Origin of the sequence: Streptomyces africanus, assembly GCF_030816955.1 — a bacterium.
Taxonomy (GTDB): Bacteria; Actinomycetota; Actinomycetes; order Streptomycetales; family Streptomycetaceae; genus Streptomyces; species Streptomyces africanus.
Genome location: NZ_JAUSYP010000001.1, coordinates 1,810,001 through 1,824,993 on the forward strand (window position 1 = coordinate 1,810,001; position 14,993 = coordinate 1,824,993).

Genomic DNA, 14,993 nt, shown 5'->3' on the forward strand with positions numbered 1-14,993 from the left:
CGAGAGCGGAACAGCCAGGCGGAATAAGCCCGGCCGTTCACAGCGTCCTCGCTGTGTTTTTTCAAAGGAACCTCGCCCCAGCAGATGCTGGAGACGGGGTATCAACATATCTGGCGTTGACTTTTGGCACGCTGTTGAGTTCTCAAGGAACGGTCGCTTCCTTTGTACTCACCCTCTCGGGCTTTCCTCCGGGCGCTTCCCTTCGGTCTTGCGTTTCCGACTCTATCAGATCGTTTTCTCGATCCGATTCCCTGTCGGCGGGATTTGCCGAGCGGCCTTGGCTTTCGCTCGTCGGCCTTTCGACATTCACTACGCTAGCCGATTCCCCCGGCCAACTCATAATCGAGTCCGTCGGCGCCGAATTCAGGCATGCGAGCACGCCGAATTCGCCCCTGCTGAGGGGAAGTCGTCAGGTAGTGGGTTGGCCGCTTCCGGCTGCTGGCGAATGCCGTACCCGGGTCAAGCGGCTCGGGCTACATTACGCATCTTGCGGGGACGCGTCAACTCCGGCGGTGCCTCGGGACATGGGCCCGATACGGGCTCACCGTTGGATCGTTGGCGATCCAGAAGCGCCAGGGGTGCACGTCGCCGTTGCCTCCCTCACCCGCGACTCCGGTGCGTGGTCCGTTGCGGACCTGGTCGCGCGGTACGGGCGTGCCCGCGAGGACCTTCAGGGGGGTGTCATCGGAGGTGCAGGCGTCCGTGCCGTTCAGGGAGCGGTCCACGCCCAGGGCCGTCGCCAGACGGGCCGGGCCTTTGGCCAGTTCCTTGTCGTTGCGGGCCGAGAGTCGACGGGTGCGGGCCAGTTCGGCGCCCTCGATGATCTCGCCGGCGCGGAGCAGGACCGCGCTCGCCTTGCCCTCGGGGCCGCACACCAGGTTCATGCAGAACCACATGCCGTAGGTGAAGTAGACGTAGACGTGCCCGGGGGGACCGAACATCACGTCGTTGCGGGCCGTGCGGCCGCGATAGGCGTGGGAGCCGGGGTCGTCTGCACCGTCGTAGGCCTCTACCTCTGTGAGGCGGAGGGCGATCGGACCGTCCGGGGTGGTGCGTACCAGGATGCGGCCGAGGAGGTCGGGGGCGACATCGAGGACGGGCCGGTCGAAGAACTCCCTGGGCAGGGGCGTACGGTCGGGGATCGCGATCATGCCGTCCGAGGGTACTGGAGACGGCTGGTGCGGCGGGGTGGCCTCAGGGCACCGGCCTTGCCAGGGTGAGGGCGTGGAACCGGCCACGGCCGGATCGCGTTTGTAGGGATCAGGGATTCACCCGTAGTGGGCGAGAGGGAGAGACATGGCGTTCAAGAAGCTGCTCGCGAGCCTGGGGGCCGGCGGGGCTTCGGTCGAGACGGTGCTGCATGAGGTCAACGTCGTCCCGGGCGGTGTCGTCCAGGGTGAGGTGCGGATCCAGGGCGGTTCCGTGAACCAGCAGATCGAGGGGCTCTCGGTCGGGCTCCAGGCCAAGGTCGAGGTGGAGAGCGGCGACCAGGAGTACAAGCAGGACATCGAGTTCACGAAGTCCCGGCTGGGCGGGGCGTTCGAGCTTCAGGCGAACGCGGTGCACGCGGTGCAGTTCGGGCTGGAGATTCCGTGGGAGACGCCGATCACGACGATCGACGGGCAGGAGCTGCGCTCGATGCACATCGGGGTCTCCACGGAGCTGGAGATCGCGCGGGCGGTGGACTCCGGTGACCTGGACCCGATCAAGGTGCACCCGCTGCCGGCGCAGAAGGCGATCCTGGACGCCTTCATCCAGCTGGGCTTCCGCTTCAAGAACGCGGACATGGAGCGCGGGGTCATCCGGGGTACGCGGCAGAAGCTGCCGTTCTACCAGGAGATCGAGTTCTACCCGCCGCAGCAGTACCGGGGACTGAACCAGGTCGAGCTGAGCTTCGTGGCCGACGCGCACGCCATGGACGTGGTGCTCGAGATGGACAAGAGGCCTGGTCTGTTCAGCGAGGGCAGCGACACCTTCCGGTCCTTCCAGGTGGGTCTCAACGACTACCAGGGGACCGACTGGGCCGCGTACCTCAACCAGTGGCTCTCCGAGGTGGGCAGCAAGCGCAACTGGTTCTAGGGGAGGCCCTAGGCTCGGGATCAACTGCAAGAACCGATCAGGAGGTACCGAGGTGACCGAGCTCAAGCGGCGGCCGCTCCCCCACGACTTCCATCCGCCCGTGGCGTCGTTCACTGTGACGAGCGAGGACGTCCAGCAGGGTGCGACGCTCAAGGACGCTCAGGTCCACGCGGCCGGCAACACCTCGCCGCAGCTGCGGTGGGAGGGCTTCCCGCCCGAGACCAAGAGCTTCGCCGTGACGTGCTACGACCCCGATGCCCCGACGGGCAGTGGGTTCTGGCACTGGGTGCTGTTCGACATCCCGGCGTCGGTGACCGAGTTGCCGGTGGGTGCGGGCAGCGGCAAGTTCGAGGGTCTGCCCGAGGGTGCGATCCACGCTCGTAACGACTACGGCGGCAAGGAGTTCGGTGGTGCCGCGCCGCCACCCGGGGACGGGCCGCACCGGTACGTGTTCACGGTGTACGCCGTGGACCAGGAGAAGCTCGGTCCGGATGCGGACGCTTCGCCTGCCGCCGTGGGCTTCAACCTGCGGTTCCACACGATCGCGCGGGCTCAGCTGATCGGTGAGTACGAGGTGCCCGCCGAGGGCTGACGAGCCGCCCCCGCGATCCCGGCGTTCACGGAACGTTTGCCCGCTCCTGGTCTTGGAATTGATCAGGAGCGGGCATTTTTGTTGCCGGGGGCCGCGGGGGTCACCCCCCGTAGGAGCAGCAGATATTGCGTTGTCCATCTCGGCGTGCCCGGCCAGAGTTGATCCCAGCCCGCCAGGGGGTGGGCCGGTGCACACGGGAGGTGGGCTGGTATGCGGGACACGCTGGTACTCAACGCGAGCTTCGAGCCGTTGTCGACGGTGACGCTGAACCGAGCCGTCGTTCTGGTGCTGCAGGACAAGGCCGTCGTCGAGCAGGCCCACCCCGAACTGCGGATGCGGGGAGCCGCGGTCGACATACCGGTGCCCCGTGTGATCAGGCTCTGCCAGTACGTACGGGTGCCCTTCCGAAGACGAGCGCCGTGGTCGAGGCGGGGTGTGCTGGTCCGGGACCGGCACCGGTGCGCGTACTGCGGGAGGCGGGCGACGACCGTCGACCATGTGGTGCCGCGGTCGCAGGGGGGTCAGGACACCTGGCTGAACACGGTGGCCTCGTGCGCCGAGGACAACCACCGCAAGGCGAACCGGACTCCGGAGCAGGCGGGGATGCCGCTGCTGCGGCAACCGTTCGAGCCGACTCCGGCGGACGCGATGCTGCTGGCGCTGGGGCAGGACGATTTCGACGCGCTGCCGGAGTGGCTGGCCCAGCCTGCCGCCTAGCCTGGCTGTCGCATGAAGGGGGCCCGCTTCCTCTGGGAAGCGGGCCCCCTTCATGCGTGCTGGGTCAGTCGATGGATGGCTTCTCGCGGCGTTCCTGGGCGGGGACAGCGCCTGCGGACGCGCCACCGTTGCCGCCGGAACCGCCGCCCATGCCGCCGAAGTTGCCCATGGCGCCGGAGAGGCCCTTGAGGGCGTCGCCGATCTCGCTGGGGACGATCCAGAGCTTGTTGGCGTCGCCTTCGGCGATCTTGGGGAGCATCTGGAGGTACTGGTAGGAGAGCAGCTTCTGGTCCGGGTCGCCGGCGTGGATGGCCTCGAAGACCGTACGTACGGCCTGGGCCTCGCCCTCGGCGCGCAGGGCCGCTGCCTTGGCCTCACCTTCGGCGCGCAGGATCTGGGACTGCTTCTCACCTTCGGCGCGCAGGATCTCGGACTGCCGGACACCTTCGGCCTGGAGGATCGCGGCGCGCTTGTCGCGGTCGGCGCGCATCTGCTTCTCCATCGAGTCCTGGATGGAGGTGGGCGGCTCGATCGCCTTGAGTTCGACGCGGTTGACGCGGATGCCCCACTTGCCGGTGGCCTCGTCGAGGACGCCGCGCAGGGCCGCGTTGATCTCCTCGCGGGAGGTGAGGGTCCGCTCCAGGTCCATGCCGCCGATGATGTTGCGGAGCGTGGTGACGGTGAGCTGCTCGATCGCCTGGATGTAGCTGGCGACTTCGTAGGTCGCGGCGCGAGCGTCGGTCACCTGGTAGTAGATGACCGTGTCGATGTTGACCACCAGGTTGTCCTGGGTGATCACCGGCTGCGGCGGGAACGGGACGACCTGTTCGCGCAGGTCGATGCGGTTGCGGATGGTGTCGATGAACGGGACGACGATGTTGAGGCCGGCGTTCAGCGTCCGCGTGTAGCGGCCGAAACGCTCGACGATGGCCGCGCTGGCCTGTGGGATGACTTGGATCGTCTTGATCAGGGCGATGAAGACCAACACCACCAGAATGATCAGGACGATGATGACCGGTTCCATCGTCGTTCCCCGTACCCTTCTCCGCCTCGGCGACTTCGGCAGATCTCATGGTTGTCGAAGATCTTGCTGGTCGAGTCTGTCAGACCGTCGCGTAGCTGGCGAGGAGTTCACTCCAGTTACGTCTTGCGAGGTCACATGACGATCGCAGTGGCTCCCTCGATGTCCACGACGTCCACTTCCTGGCCTACTTCGAAAGCGCGGTCGGTGTCGAGGGCGCGGGCCGACCAGACCTCTCCGGCCAGCTTGATCCGGCCGCCGGAGGCGTCGACGCGTTCCAGGACGACGGCTTGTCTGCCCTTCAACGCGTCCACGCCGGTGGCGAGTTGGGGCCGCTGGGCGCGATGCCGGTTCGCGATGGGGCGTACGACGGCGATGCCGGCCGTCGAGATGACGGCGAAGACGACGACCTGGGCGACGGCTCCGCCGCCGAAGAGGCCGTTGACCACCGCGGCGCCGATGGCGCCCACCGCGAGCATGCCGAGTTCCGGCATCGCGGTGACCACGAGCGCGATGCCGAGCGCGGTCGCGCCGATCAGCCACCACAGCCATGCGTCGATGTCCACAGGGGCATGGTAGGTCGGACGGCCCTGTCACCGACAGGGCGCCCAGGGTGTGAAATGCCCTTCTTACTTTGGGATTTGTGCGGTGAGGGGCCGGGTCAGGACAGCGGGAGGCCCTGTGCCGTCCAGCGCTCGCCCGCCTGTTCGACGACGAGCGGGAGGCCGAAGCAGAGGGAGAGGTTGCGGGAGGTGAGTTCGAGCTCCATCGGGCCGGCGGCGAGGACCTTGCCCTGACGGATCATGAGGACGTGCGTGAAGCCCGGGGGGATCTCCTCGACGTGGTGGGTGACCATGAGCATCGAGGGGGCGATCGGGTCGCGGGCCAGGCGGCCGAGGCGGCGGACGAGGTCCTCGCGGCCGCCGAGGTCGAGGCCGGCGGCGGGCTCGTCGAGGAGCAGCAGCTCGGGGTCGGTCATCAGGGCACGGGCGATGAGGGTGCGCTTGCGCTCGCCCTCGGAGAGCGTGCCGAACTTGCGCTCCAGGTACTCGCTCATGCCGAGGCGGTCGAGGAAGGCGCGGGCGCGCTGTTCGTCGATCTCCTCGTAGTCCTCGTGCCAGGTGGCGGTCATGCCGTACGCGGCGGTCAGCACCGTCTCCAGGACGGTCTGGCGCTTGGGGAGCTTGTCGGCCATGGCGATGCCGGCCATACCGATGCGCGGGCGCAGTTCGAAGACGTCCGTGCCGGGCCTGCCGAGGGTCTCGCCGAGGATGGCGGCGGTGCCCGAGCTGGGGAAGAGGTAGGTGGAAGCGAGGTTGAGGAGGGTGGTCTTGCCGGCGCCGTTCGGGCCCAGGATGACCCAGCGCTCGCCCTCCTTGACCGACCAGGAGACCTGGTCCACCAGAGCCCGGCCCTCGCGGACCACGGATACGTCCTGAAGCTCCAGAACATCGCTCATGAGCGCGTTGTCTCCCCTTGCAGTGTGGCCGGTCTCGGCTGTCGCGTAAGCCTGTGGCTCGGTCCGCCGCGCCGGTGGGCGCAGCCCTCCATGAAATCTACGCCACCGGTCGGCCCGGACATTCCCTCGGTCCGGTCCTTGGAGGGTCCTAGGGTGGGGACATGCTCACGGAACCACGCGCTGGACGTCTCGCTGCATGGGGAAATGCCCTTTTGGCCGGACTTGTCTCACCGGATGACGCTGTGCTCGCCATCGTCGGCGAGGACGCGGTGCATCGGGTGGAGGGGCTGCCGGGAGAATCGGGCCAGGTCGGGCTGACGCTCGCGCTGGGGCGGCTGCGGACGCTGGGGGTGTCCGGGCTGCGGGTGGCTCTGCCCGCGCCGGGGCATCCGCTGGGGCTGAGCGGGCCGCCGGAGTTCAACGCGCGGGCGCTGGAGGCAGAGGAGGCGGTGGTCTGTCACGGGGCCGCCTTGGGGTTGGTGCCGGACGTGTACGAGGCCGGGCCTGAGGGTGTGCGGGACGAAGTGGTGTGGCATGTGCTGCCCGTACGGGAGGCGCCGCCGGCGGATGTGCCGTCGCTGGGTGAGGCGGAGCGGGAGCTGGCGGAGGCGCTCAGGGAGGCGACCGAGGCGCTGACGCGGCTGGATGTGGCCGGGTCGGGGCCGGTGGCGGAGGCGGCGGTCGACGCGTACCGGGCTCGGGCCGAGCGGGGGCGGGAGGTGCTGGCGCCTGGGTATCCGTCGCGGGCGGTGCGGGTGCTGGAGTTGGCGCAGCGGGTGGGGACGCTCATCGCTGTGGCGACGGAGAGTGGGCACGGTGGTGCGGTGAGTTCGTCCGAGATGTCTGCGCGGCGGGAGGCGTTGCGGCCGGTGGAGCGGACGGCTCGGCGGGCGCAGGTCGCGGCGTACAACTCCGTTGTGGAGGAGCGGGAGCGGGGGGTGCGGTGACGCTGGGCAGCGGTGCGGTGGGGGCGCTGACCGGGGTTGGTCTGGTGCTCGACGTTGCTGCTGAGGGCGGGTGGGTGCGCAGCCCGGCGTAGCGGGGTGCCGCCTGCGCCCACCCGTGCCGCCCTGGGGGTACCTCCCAGGCCCTTAAGGCACTGGGGGAGGCACGACTGCCCGCAGGCTAAGTGGACCGGCCTCCCAGGCGTTGCTGGGAGGCCGGTGTCACCTCCGGCTCGGAGACGGAGGTGGGGTGTCAGTGGTTGACGGCGTGGTTGCCGAAGGCGGGGTTCAGGACGCCCACGACGTTCACGCTGTTGCCGGAGACGTTGACCGGGACGTGCACCGGGGCCTGGATGACGTTGCCCGAGACGACGCCCGGGGAGCCCACGGCCTGGCCGTCGGCGTGCGCGCTGGTGGCGGAGGCCATGCCCGCGCCCGCGGCCAGCAGGCCACCGGTCACCATCGTCACGGCAGCGGCCTTCTTCAGGTTCTTCACTTCTGAGCCCTCCTTGCGATTGCCGCGGCAGGCGCCGCAGCACGCACTGGAGAACGGCGGAGATCCACCGAGGTTGCGCCATGTGAGGGACGTTCCCACGACAGTATGAATCTCAGCTCGGAATGGAACCTTCCGTGTTGCCGTGGGATGAGCGAGTCAGCCGGTCACGCCATGGCGAACGGCCCACAGGGCGGCCTGCGTTCGGTCGGACAGGTCGAGTTTCATCAGGATGTTCGAGACGTGGGTCTTGACGGTCTTCTCCGAGAGGACGAGGGCGCGGGCGATCTCCCGGTTGGAGCGGCCGTCCGCTATCAGGCCGAGCACCTCGCGCTCCCGCTCGGTGAGCGAACCGGCCCGCCCCGGGCCCGAGTTGGCCTCCTCCTGGGACAGCAGGGCGTCGGCGACCTCCGGCTGGAGGAGGATGTGCCCGGCGTGGACGGAGCGGATGGCTCCGGCGAGGGCGTCGGGGTCGACGTCCTTGTAGACGTAGCCGGCGGCGCCCGCGCGCAGGGCCGGGACCACCGTGCGCTGCTCGGTGAAGCTGGTGACGATCAGCACACGCGCGGGGTTGTCCAGTTCGCGGAGTCTGCGCAGGGCGCCCACGCCGTCCATGCCCGGCATCTTGACGTCCATGAGGATGACGTCGGGCCGCAGCTCCTCCGCGCGGTCGACCCCTTCGGCGCCGTCCGCCGCCTCGCCGACGACCTCGATGTCGTCCTGTACCTCCAGGAAGGTGCGCAGGCCCCGGCGGACGACCTGGTGGTCGTCGACGAGCAGCACCTTGATTGCGTCAGCCACCGGGGACCTCCATCTCGATCGTGGTGCCCTTGCCGGGCGCCGATTCCACGGTCAGCGTGCCGCCGGCCCCGCTCGCCCGGTCCCGCATCGAGACCAGGCCCAGGTGGCGTCCGGCGCGGCGGACCGTCCTCGGGTCAAACCCGCTGCCGTCGTCCGTGACGCGCAGGACGGCTCCGCTGCCGCGGCGGTCCAGGGTCACGTCCACGTGGTCGGCGCCGGAGTGGCGCAGGGCGTTGTGCAGAGCCTCCTGGGCGACACGCAGGAGGGCCTCCTCCTGGGAGGCCGGCAGGGCCTTCACCCCGCGGCCGGCGAAGGTGACGCGGGCGGAGTGGGCGCGGTCGAGGACCTGGACCTGCGTCCGAAGGGTGGCCACGAGGCCGTCCTCGTCGAGGGCGGCGGGGCGCAACTCGACGACAGCGGCGCGCAGTTCGTCGGCGGCCTCGGCGGCGAGGGCCGCCACCTGCTGGAGTTCGCCCTTGGCCCGGGACGGGTCCCGGTCCACCAGGCGGGCCGCGGCCTGGGCGGTCAGGCGCAGGGAGAAGAGCTTCTGGCTGACCGCGTCGTGCAGTTCGTGGGCGAGGCGGGAGCGTTCCTCGGCGATGGTGAGCTCGCGGCTGCGTTCGTACAGGCGGGCGTTGGTGAGGGCGATCGCCGCGTGCTGGGCGAGGATGCCGAGCAACTCCTCGTCGTCCTGCGTGAAGCCGCAACGGCCTTCTGGCTTGGGGCAGTTCTTGTTGGCGAGGAACAGGGCGCCGATGACCTCGTCGCCGTCGCGGATGGGCAGGCCCAGGAAGTCGACCAGGTCGGGGTGGGCGCTCGGCCAGCCCTCGAAGCGGGGGTCCTTGCGGACGTCGGCGAGGCGCTCGGCCCTGGCCTCGCGGAGCATCGCGGCGAGGATGCCGTGCTGGCGCGGGAGCGGGCCGATCGCCTTCCACTGCTCCTCGCTGACGCCGTCGACCACGAACTGGGCGAAGCCGCCGTGGTCGTCCGGGACGCCGAGCGCGGCGTACTGCGCGTCGAGTAGTTCGCGGGCCGAGGCGACGATCGTCTTGAGGACGTCGCGCACCTCGAGATGCCTGCTCATGGCCAGCAACGCGGAACTCACCGCGGCGAGGCCGGACCGGGGACCGTGGCTCATGTCCTCACGGTACCGGCGGGCTGTGACAGCGCGGATCGGACCGGTGGCGGCGGTCGCCCGGGCCGCTGGACCTAGGTCGCTGGGCCGATACGGGCGGGCGGCACGGCGGAGGACCGGGGCACCGGGCCAGTGGCGTAGGGCGAAGGGACCCGGTGGACTGCGGCCCGCGTCCGAGGCGGTCCGGGCGTCCCTGTTCCTACGGTGAGGGCACACGACCACGGCGAGGGAGCGGATCATGCCGGTTGCGATCATCACCGGGGCCTCGAAGGGGCTGGGCCGGGCGCTCGCGGAGGCGCTGGCCGGGCGGGGCTGGGATCTGGTGCTCGATGCCAGGGGCGCCGAGACACTGAGGGAAGCCGCAGAGGCCGTCTCCGCGCACGGCGCGCGCGTGACCGCCCTGCCGGGAGACGTCACGGACGCCGCGCACCGGGCGGCACTGGTGTCGGCGGCGGGGCGACTCGGCGGCGCCGACCTGCTGGTGCACAACGCGAGCGCGCTGGGCGCCGAGCCGCTGGTACGGCTGGAGGAGCTCCCCCTGGAGGGGCTGCGGCGGGCGCTGGAGGTGAACCTGGTGGCGGGTCTCGGCCTGGTCCAGGAGGCGCTGCCGCTGCTGCGCGCCTCGCGGGCCGGCACCGTCGTGGCGGTCAGTTCGGACGCGGCAGCCGAGGCGTACGAGACCTGGGGCGGCTACGGGGCGTCCAAGGCGGCACTGGACCAGCTGATGGCGGTGCTCGCCGTGGAGGAGCCGGGGCTGCGGGTCTGGGCGGTGGATCCCGGGGACATGGCCACGGACCTGTATGCGGCGGCCGTACCGGACGATCACGATCCGCGGCCGGAGCCGGCGGCTGTGCTGCCGGGGTTCCTGCGGCTGCTGGACGAGCGGCCCGCGAGCGGGAGGTACGGGGCTCCGGCTCTGGTGGACGGGGTGCGATGACGCCGGCCGTGCGGGTACCGGAGGAGCTGTCGGCCCGGGTGCCGGCCGAGCAGCGGGGCCCCGGGCTGGACCGGGATGCCGTGCGGATGCTGGTGTCCCGGGGTGTCGAGGTGGCGCATCACACGTTCACGGAGCTGCCGCGGCTGGTGCGGGCCGGGGATCTCCTCGTGGTCAACACCTCGGCCACGCTGGCGGCGGCCGTGGACGGGCGGATCGGGCACGCGCGCGTGGTGGTGCATTTCTCCACGCGTGGGGACGACGGCCGCTGGGCGGTGGAGCTGCGGGAGCCCGACGGGCGGGGCACCACGCGTCCGCGTGCGGGTGGGCCCGCGGGTACGCAGGTGCGCCTGCCGGGAGGCGGGTGGCTGGTTCTGGAGGAGCCGCTGAGCGGGCGGAGCGGGCGACTGTGGTGGGCGCGGGTCGCCGGGCCGGGGGTGCCGGGGCTGCTGCGGGAGCACGGGCGGCCCATTCGCTACGCGTACACGGAGCGCGACCAGCCGTTGTCCGTCTACCAGACGGTGTTCGCGCTGCCGTCCGCGGACGGGGCGGGCAGTGCGGAGATGCCGAGCGCGGCGCGGCCCTTCACGGCGCGGCTGGTGGCTGAGCTGGTGAGCCGGGGCGTGCAGTTCGCGCCGGTCACGCTGCACACGGGGGTGGCGTCGGCGGAGGCGCACGAGCCGCCGTATCCGGAGCGCTTCGCGGTGCCCGGGGCGTCGGCGCGGCTGATCAACGCCGCGAAGGCCGGTGGCAGCCGGGTGCTGGCGGTGGGGACGACGGCGGTGCGGGCCGTGGAGTCGGCGGTGGGCGCCGACGGGGTCGTACGCGCGCGTGCGGGGTGGACGGATCTCGTCGTCACACCGGAGCGCGGGGTGCGTGTGGTGGACGGGCTGCTGACCGGACTGCACGAGCCGGAGGCCTCGCATCTGCTGATGCTGGAGGCGGTCGCCGGGCGGGAGGCGATCGAGCGTGGCTACGAGGCCGCGCTCCAGGGCCGCTATCTGTGGCACGAGTTCGGGGACGTGCACCTCGTCCTGCCGTAGCGACGGCGTGGCAAACCCCTCACACAGAGCATCGCTTGTGCAACCAGCGGTGAGACCGCACTCCGCCCGGTGTGAGCCCGCGCATAGGACCCACGTCACGTACGAAAGTGCATAGGAGACAAAGCCCCACCTATTGAGCGGCACAGACAGTCCAGTCTGCCCCGATTTGCCCATCCCTGATCCACTATCGGGCATCGTACGTCACACCTTTGCCACGCAATTTTGCGGCCGCTAAGAATTGCTGCGTCGCTCAGCGCCGTGGGTTCACCTCCGCGGCGTTCGTGTCGGAAACACACCGAGTCCAACGCCGGACGCCGAGCGACTCCCGCGCTATTCGAAGAGGTCCACAGCAGCATGCCCAAGAACATCTTCAGCCGTGTTCAGAGTCGTACCCTGACCCGTCACCACAAGATCGCCATGGCGGGTGTCGCCGCCCTCGGCGCCGCCGCCATCGGTTTCTCCGCGGTGCCGAGCGGCGCTTCGACCAAGACCACGACCGAGGCCGCTCAGCCGGCTGCGGTGGCGTTCAGCACCGAGCAGATCAAGGACGTCAAGGCGAGCGTCACCGACCAGATGGCCGGTGCCAGCCTGAAGGCGGAGCAGATAGCGGCGAAGAAGAAGGCCGACGCCGCGGCCGCCGCCAAGAAGAAGGCCGCCGCCGAGGCCGCGAAGAAGAAGGCCGAGGCCGCGCGCGAGGCCAAGGAGGCCGCGAGCCGGGCCGCCAAGCGCGCCCAGGTCAAGAAGGCCGCCGCCAAGAGCTACCCGAACAACCTCGACGGCTGGATCCGCGAGTCGCTCGACATCCTGAAGAAGCACAACATCCCGGCGTCCTACGACGGCATCCACCGCAACATCATCCGGGAGTCCTCGGGTAACCCGCGGGCGATCAACAACTGGGACATCAACGCCATCAACGGCATCCCGTCGAAGGGCCTGCTCCAGGTCATCCCGCCGACCTTCAAGGCGTACCACGTCCCCGGCACCTCCTGGGACATCTACAACCCGGTCGCCAACATCACCGCCGCCTGCAACTACGCGGCTGACAAGTACGGCTCGATGGACAACGTCAACAGCGCGTACTGAGGCCGGCGCGGACCTCTCTGCTTCGCTGAACGAACGCCGAAGGGCGGCACCCTCCTGACGGGGTGCCGCCCTTCGGGCGCGGTGGAGCGGTGACTACTTGCGCATGACCTCGGGCTCGTGGCGGCGCAGGAAGCGGGCCACGAAGAAGCCGCAGATCACGCCGAGCGCGAGGAGCGCGCCCATGTCCATGGCCCAGGCCCCGACCGTGTGCTCCCACAGCGGGTCGGTGTCGCCGGCCGTCTCGGGCGGGCTGATCTTGTTGAAGTCCAGCGTGGCACCGGAGGCAGCGACCGCCCAGCGCGACGGCATCAGGAACGAGAACTGGTTGACGCCGATCGAGCCGTGCAGCGTGAACAGGCAGCCCGTGAAGACGACCTGGATGATCGCGAACATCACCAGCAGCGGCATGGTCTTCTCGGCGGTCTTGACCAGCGACGAGATGATCAGGCCGAACATCATCGAGGTGAAGCCCAGCGCCATGATCGGGATGGAGAGCTCGACGAGGGTCGCGCTGCCGAGCACCAGGCCCTCCTCCGGGATCTCCCGGCTGGAGAAGCCGATGACGCCGACCAGCAGGCCCTGCAGGACGGTGATCATGCCGAGCACGAACACCTTCGACATCAGGTACGCCGAGCGCGAGAGGCCGGTCGCGCGCTCCCGCTCGTAGATGACCCGTTCCTTGATCAGCTCGCGGACCGAGTTCGCCGCGCCCGCGAAGCAGGCGCCGACCGCGAGGATCAGCAGGACCGTGGTGGCCGTGCCGTTCGGGATGATCCGGCCGGTCTGCGGGTTGGCGGGGTTCGGCAGCAGTCCCTTGTCGGCGTCGATGAGGAGGCTGACCGCGCCGAGCACGGCCGGCAGGATCACCATCAGCGCCAGGAAGCCCTTGTCGGACGCGATCACCGAGACGTAGCGCCGCACGAGCGTGACGAACTGGGACATCCAGCCCTGCGGCTTCGGCGGCTTCATCGCCTGCATCGGCGGAACCTGTACGGACTGCGGCGCTACGGCGTCGATGTCCGCGGCGTACATCTGGTAGTGCTGCGAGCCCTTCCAGCGGCCCGCCCAGTCGTAGTCGCGGTAGTTCTCGAAGGCGGAGAAGACATCGGCCCAGGTGTCGTAGCCGAAGAAGTTCAGCGCCTCCTCCGGCGGGCCGAAGTAGGCCACCGAACCGCCGGGCGCCATCACGAGCAGCTTGTCGCACAGCGCCAGCTCCGCCACGGAGTGGGTGACGACGAGGACCGTACGGCCGTCGTCCGCCAGGCCGCGCAGCAGCTGCATGACATCGCGGTCCATGCCCGGGTCGAGGCCGGAGGTCGGCTCGTCCAGGAAGATCAGCGACGGCTTGGTGAGCAGCTCCAGGGCCACGGAGACGCGCTTGCGCTGGCCGCCGGACAGGGACGTGACCTTCTTGTCCTTGTGGATGTCCAGCTTCAGCTCGCGCAGCACCTCGTCGATACGGGCGTCGCGCTCAGCGGCCGTGGTGTCGGCCGGGAAACGGAGCTTGGCCGCGTACTTCAGGGCCTTCTTGACGGTCAGCTCCTTGTGCAGGATGTCGTCCTGCGGGACCAGACCGATGCGCTGGCGCAGCTCGGCGAACTGCTTGTAGAGGTTGCGGTTGTCGTAGAGGACCTCGCCCTGGTCGGCCGGGCGGTAGCCGGTGAGCGCCTTGAGCAGCGTCGACTTGCCGGATCCGGACGGGCCGATGACCGCGATCAGCGACTTCTCCGGGACGCCGAAGGAGACGTCCTTGAGGATCTGCTTGCCGCCGTCGACCGTGACGGTCAGGTGGCGCGCGGAGAAGGACACCTCACCGGTGTCGACGAACTCCTCGAGCCGGTCGCCGACGATCCGGAACGTCGAGTGGCCGACGCCGACGACGTCGGTCGGGCCGAGCAGCTGCGTGCCGCCCTTGGGGATCGGCTGGCCGTTGACGTACGTGCCGTTGTGCGAGCCCAGGTCGCGGATCTCCATGCGCCCGTCGGGCGTCGAGTGGAACTCGGCGTGGTGCCGGGAGACCTGGAGGTCGGAGACGACCAGCTCGTTCTCCAGGGCACGGCCGATGCGCATCACGCGGCCGAGGGAGAACTGGTGGAACGTGGTCGGGCTGCGGTCGCCGTAGACCGGCGGCGCCCCCGCGACGCCGCCGGGGCCCTGCTGCTGCGGGATGTGTGCCGCGTGCTGCTGCGGCTGCTGCCAGCCGGCCTGGGCCTGCTGCTGCGGGGCCTGGGGCTGCTGCTGGTAGGGCGCCTGCTGGGCGGGTGCCTGCTGGGCAGGGGCCTGCTGGGCCCAGCCGGGGTTCGCGCCCTGTGCGGCGTACGGCTGCTGCTGCGGCTGGGCCTGCGGCGTGGCGACGGAGGCGGCGGCACCGGAGAAGTCCAGGCGCGGGCCGTCGGTCGCGTTGCCCAGGTTGACCGCGGAGCCCGGGCCGAGTTCCAGCTGATGGATCCGCTGCCCCTGCACGAAGGTGCCGTTGGTGCTGCCATGGTCCTCGATGACCCAACTGCGGCCGTTGAAGCTGACCGTGGCGTGACGCCAGGAGACCCTGGCGTCGTCGAAGACGACGTCCCCCTGCGGATCACGTCCGAGGGTGTAGGCCCTGGACGGATCGAGCGTCCAGGTACGTCCGTTTGATTCCAGTACGAGTTCCGGCACTCCATGCCCCACTGAGTTGTCCCCCGAGTTACCCCCG

At 69.9% G+C, this 14,993-nt stretch carries 15 protein-coding genes; 7 read left to right on the forward strand and 8 right to left on the reverse strand.

The annotated features are described in order from the left end of the window. Window positions 1–500: 500 nt before the first annotated feature. Window positions 501–1,151, reverse strand: coding sequence for a DNA-3-methyladenine glycosylase (locus QF034_RS08490; protein ID WP_307174339.1), 651 nt, complete (start codon window positions 1,149–1,151; stop codon window positions 501–503). Between the two features lie 145 nt (window positions 1,152–1,296). Between QF034_RS08490 and QF034_RS08495 the strand changes: the two genes are divergently transcribed. The 3 genes from QF034_RS08495 to QF034_RS08505 all read left to right on the forward strand — a co-directional run bounded on the left by QF034_RS08495 (window position 1,297) and on the right by QF034_RS08505 (window position 3,388). Beyond that, a complete protein-coding gene (locus tag QF034_RS08495) occupies window positions 1,297–2,079 on the forward strand; it encodes a sporulation protein (protein ID WP_010037685.1) in 783 nt (260 codons plus the stop codon). Between the two features lie 52 nt (window positions 2,080–2,131). After that, window positions 2,132–2,671: a YbhB/YbcL family Raf kinase inhibitor-like protein gene (locus QF034_RS08500; protein WP_307174340.1), complete on the forward strand. Its 540-nt coding sequence runs from the start codon at window positions 2,132–2,134 to the stop codon at window positions 2,669–2,671. A 210-nt stretch (window positions 2,672–2,881) separates the two neighbouring features. Continuing rightward, window positions 2,882–3,388, forward strand: a complete 507-nt coding sequence (locus tag QF034_RS08505) for an HNH endonuclease (protein WP_307174341.1) — start codon at window positions 2,882–2,884, stop codon at window positions 3,386–3,388. Between the two features lie 64 nt (window positions 3,389–3,452). On the opposite strand, the gene QF034_RS08510 is transcribed toward QF034_RS08505, so the two are convergent. The 3 genes from QF034_RS08510 to QF034_RS08520 all read right to left on the reverse strand — a co-directional run bounded on the left by QF034_RS08510 (window position 3,453) and on the right by QF034_RS08520 (window position 5,868). Next, window positions 3,453–4,412 (reverse strand): SPFH domain-containing protein, encoded by a 960-nt coding sequence (locus QF034_RS08510; protein ID WP_307174343.1) that lies wholly within the window; start codon window positions 4,410–4,412, stop codon window positions 3,453–3,455. 131 nt (window positions 4,413–4,543) lie between these two features. After that, on the reverse strand, window positions 4,544–4,975 hold the full coding sequence (locus QF034_RS08515) for an NfeD family protein (RefSeq protein ID WP_307174344.1): 432 nt from the start codon (window positions 4,973–4,975) through the stop codon (window positions 4,544–4,546). A 95-nt stretch (window positions 4,976–5,070) separates the two neighbouring features. Further along, on the reverse strand, window positions 5,071–5,868 hold the full coding sequence (locus tag QF034_RS08520) for an ABC transporter ATP-binding protein (RefSeq protein WP_020272309.1): 798 nt from the start codon (window positions 5,866–5,868) through the stop codon (window positions 5,071–5,073). Between the two features lie 161 nt (window positions 5,869–6,029). Here QF034_RS08520 and QF034_RS08525 point away from each other — a divergent pair, with 161 nt between their 5' ends. After that, window positions 6,030–6,815, forward strand: a complete 786-nt coding sequence (locus QF034_RS08525) for an Rv1486c family protein (RefSeq protein WP_307174345.1) — start codon at window positions 6,030–6,032, stop codon at window positions 6,813–6,815. Window positions 6,816–7,065: 250 nt separating this feature from the next. Here the strand turns inward: QF034_RS08525 and QF034_RS08530 are convergent, their stop codons facing one another. The 3 genes from QF034_RS08530 to QF034_RS08540 all read right to left on the reverse strand — a co-directional run bounded on the left by QF034_RS08530 (window position 7,066) and on the right by QF034_RS08540 (window position 9,244). Continuing rightward, window positions 7,066–7,308 (reverse strand): chaplin, encoded by a 243-nt coding sequence (locus QF034_RS08530; RefSeq protein ID WP_307174346.1) that lies wholly within the window; start codon window positions 7,306–7,308, stop codon window positions 7,066–7,068. 156 nt (window positions 7,309–7,464) lie between these two features. Next, window positions 7,465–8,106, reverse strand: a complete 642-nt coding sequence (locus QF034_RS08535) for a response regulator (protein ID WP_086564108.1) — start codon at window positions 8,104–8,106, stop codon at window positions 7,465–7,467. Next, a complete protein-coding gene (locus QF034_RS08540; protein WP_307174347.1) occupies window positions 8,099–9,244 on the reverse strand; it encodes a GAF domain-containing sensor histidine kinase in 1,146 nt (381 codons plus the stop codon). The genes QF034_RS08535 and QF034_RS08540 overlap by 8 nt, the downstream gene beginning before the upstream one ends. A gap of 235 nt (window positions 9,245–9,479) precedes the next feature. Between QF034_RS08540 and QF034_RS08545 the strand changes: the two genes are divergently transcribed. The 3 genes from QF034_RS08545 (at window position 9,480) to QF034_RS08555 (ending at window position 12,301) form a co-directional block, all read left to right on the forward strand. Continuing rightward, window positions 9,480–10,178, forward strand: a complete 699-nt coding sequence (locus tag QF034_RS08545; RefSeq protein WP_307174348.1) for an SDR family NAD(P)-dependent oxidoreductase — start codon at window positions 9,480–9,482, stop codon at window positions 10,176–10,178. Next, window positions 10,175–11,218: an S-adenosylmethionine:tRNA ribosyltransferase-isomerase gene (locus QF034_RS08550; RefSeq protein WP_307174349.1), complete on the forward strand. Its 1,044-nt coding sequence runs from the start codon at window positions 10,175–10,177 to the stop codon at window positions 11,216–11,218. Before QF034_RS08545 ends, QF034_RS08550 begins: the two co-directional genes overlap by 4 nt. A 354-nt stretch (window positions 11,219–11,572) precedes the next feature. Then, complete coding sequence (locus QF034_RS08555; protein ID WP_307174350.1) at window positions 11,573–12,301, forward strand: transglycosylase SLT domain-containing protein; 729 nt, start codon at window positions 11,573–11,575, stop codon at window positions 12,299–12,301. A gap of 93 nt (window positions 12,302–12,394) precedes the next feature. On the opposite strand, the gene QF034_RS08560 is transcribed toward QF034_RS08555, so the two are convergent. Then, the gene (locus QF034_RS08560) at window positions 12,395–14,956 is read right to left on the reverse strand and encodes an ABC transporter ATP-binding protein/permease (RefSeq protein WP_307174351.1); all 2,562 of its coding nucleotides are present in this window, start codon (window positions 14,954–14,956) and stop codon (window positions 12,395–12,397) included. Between the last annotated feature and the right edge of the window lie 37 nt (window positions 14,957–14,993).

Bases quoted from the DNA above. Each gene is read 5' to 3' on its own strand.
- QF034_RS08545 (WP_307174348.1), top strand. From the start codon at position 9,480: ATGCCGGTTGCGATCATCACCGGGGCCTCGAAGGGGCTGGGCCGGGCG.
- QF034_RS08520 (WP_020272309.1), bottom strand. From the start codon at position 5,868: ATGAGCGATGTTCTGGAGCTTCAGGACGTATCCGTGGTCCGCGAGGGC.
- QF034_RS08550 (WP_307174349.1), top strand. From the start codon at position 10,175: ATGACGCCGGCCGTGCGGGTACCGGAGGAGCTGTCGGCCCGGGTGCCG.
- QF034_RS08505 (WP_307174341.1), top strand. From the start codon at position 2,882: ATGCGGGACACGCTGGTACTCAACGCGAGCTTCGAGCCGTTGTCGACG.
- QF034_RS08510 (WP_307174343.1), bottom strand. From the start codon at position 4,412: ATGGAACCGGTCATCATCGTCCTGATCATTCTGGTGGTGTTGGTCTTC.
- QF034_RS08525 (WP_307174345.1), top strand. From the start codon at position 6,030: ATGCTCACGGAACCACGCGCTGGACGTCTCGCTGCATGGGGAAATGCC.
- QF034_RS08555 (WP_307174350.1), top strand. From the start codon at position 11,573: ATGCCCAAGAACATCTTCAGCCGTGTTCAGAGTCGTACCCTGACCCGT.
- QF034_RS08540 (WP_307174347.1), bottom strand. From the start codon at position 9,244: ATGAGCCACGGTCCCCGGTCCGGCCTCGCCGCGGTGAGTTCCGCGTTG.
- QF034_RS08495 (WP_010037685.1), top strand. From the start codon at position 1,297: ATGGCGTTCAAGAAGCTGCTCGCGAGCCTGGGGGCCGGCGGGGCTTCG.
- QF034_RS08490 (WP_307174339.1), bottom strand. From the start codon at position 1,151: ATGATCGCGATCCCCGACCGTACGCCCCTGCCCAGGGAGTTCTTCGAC.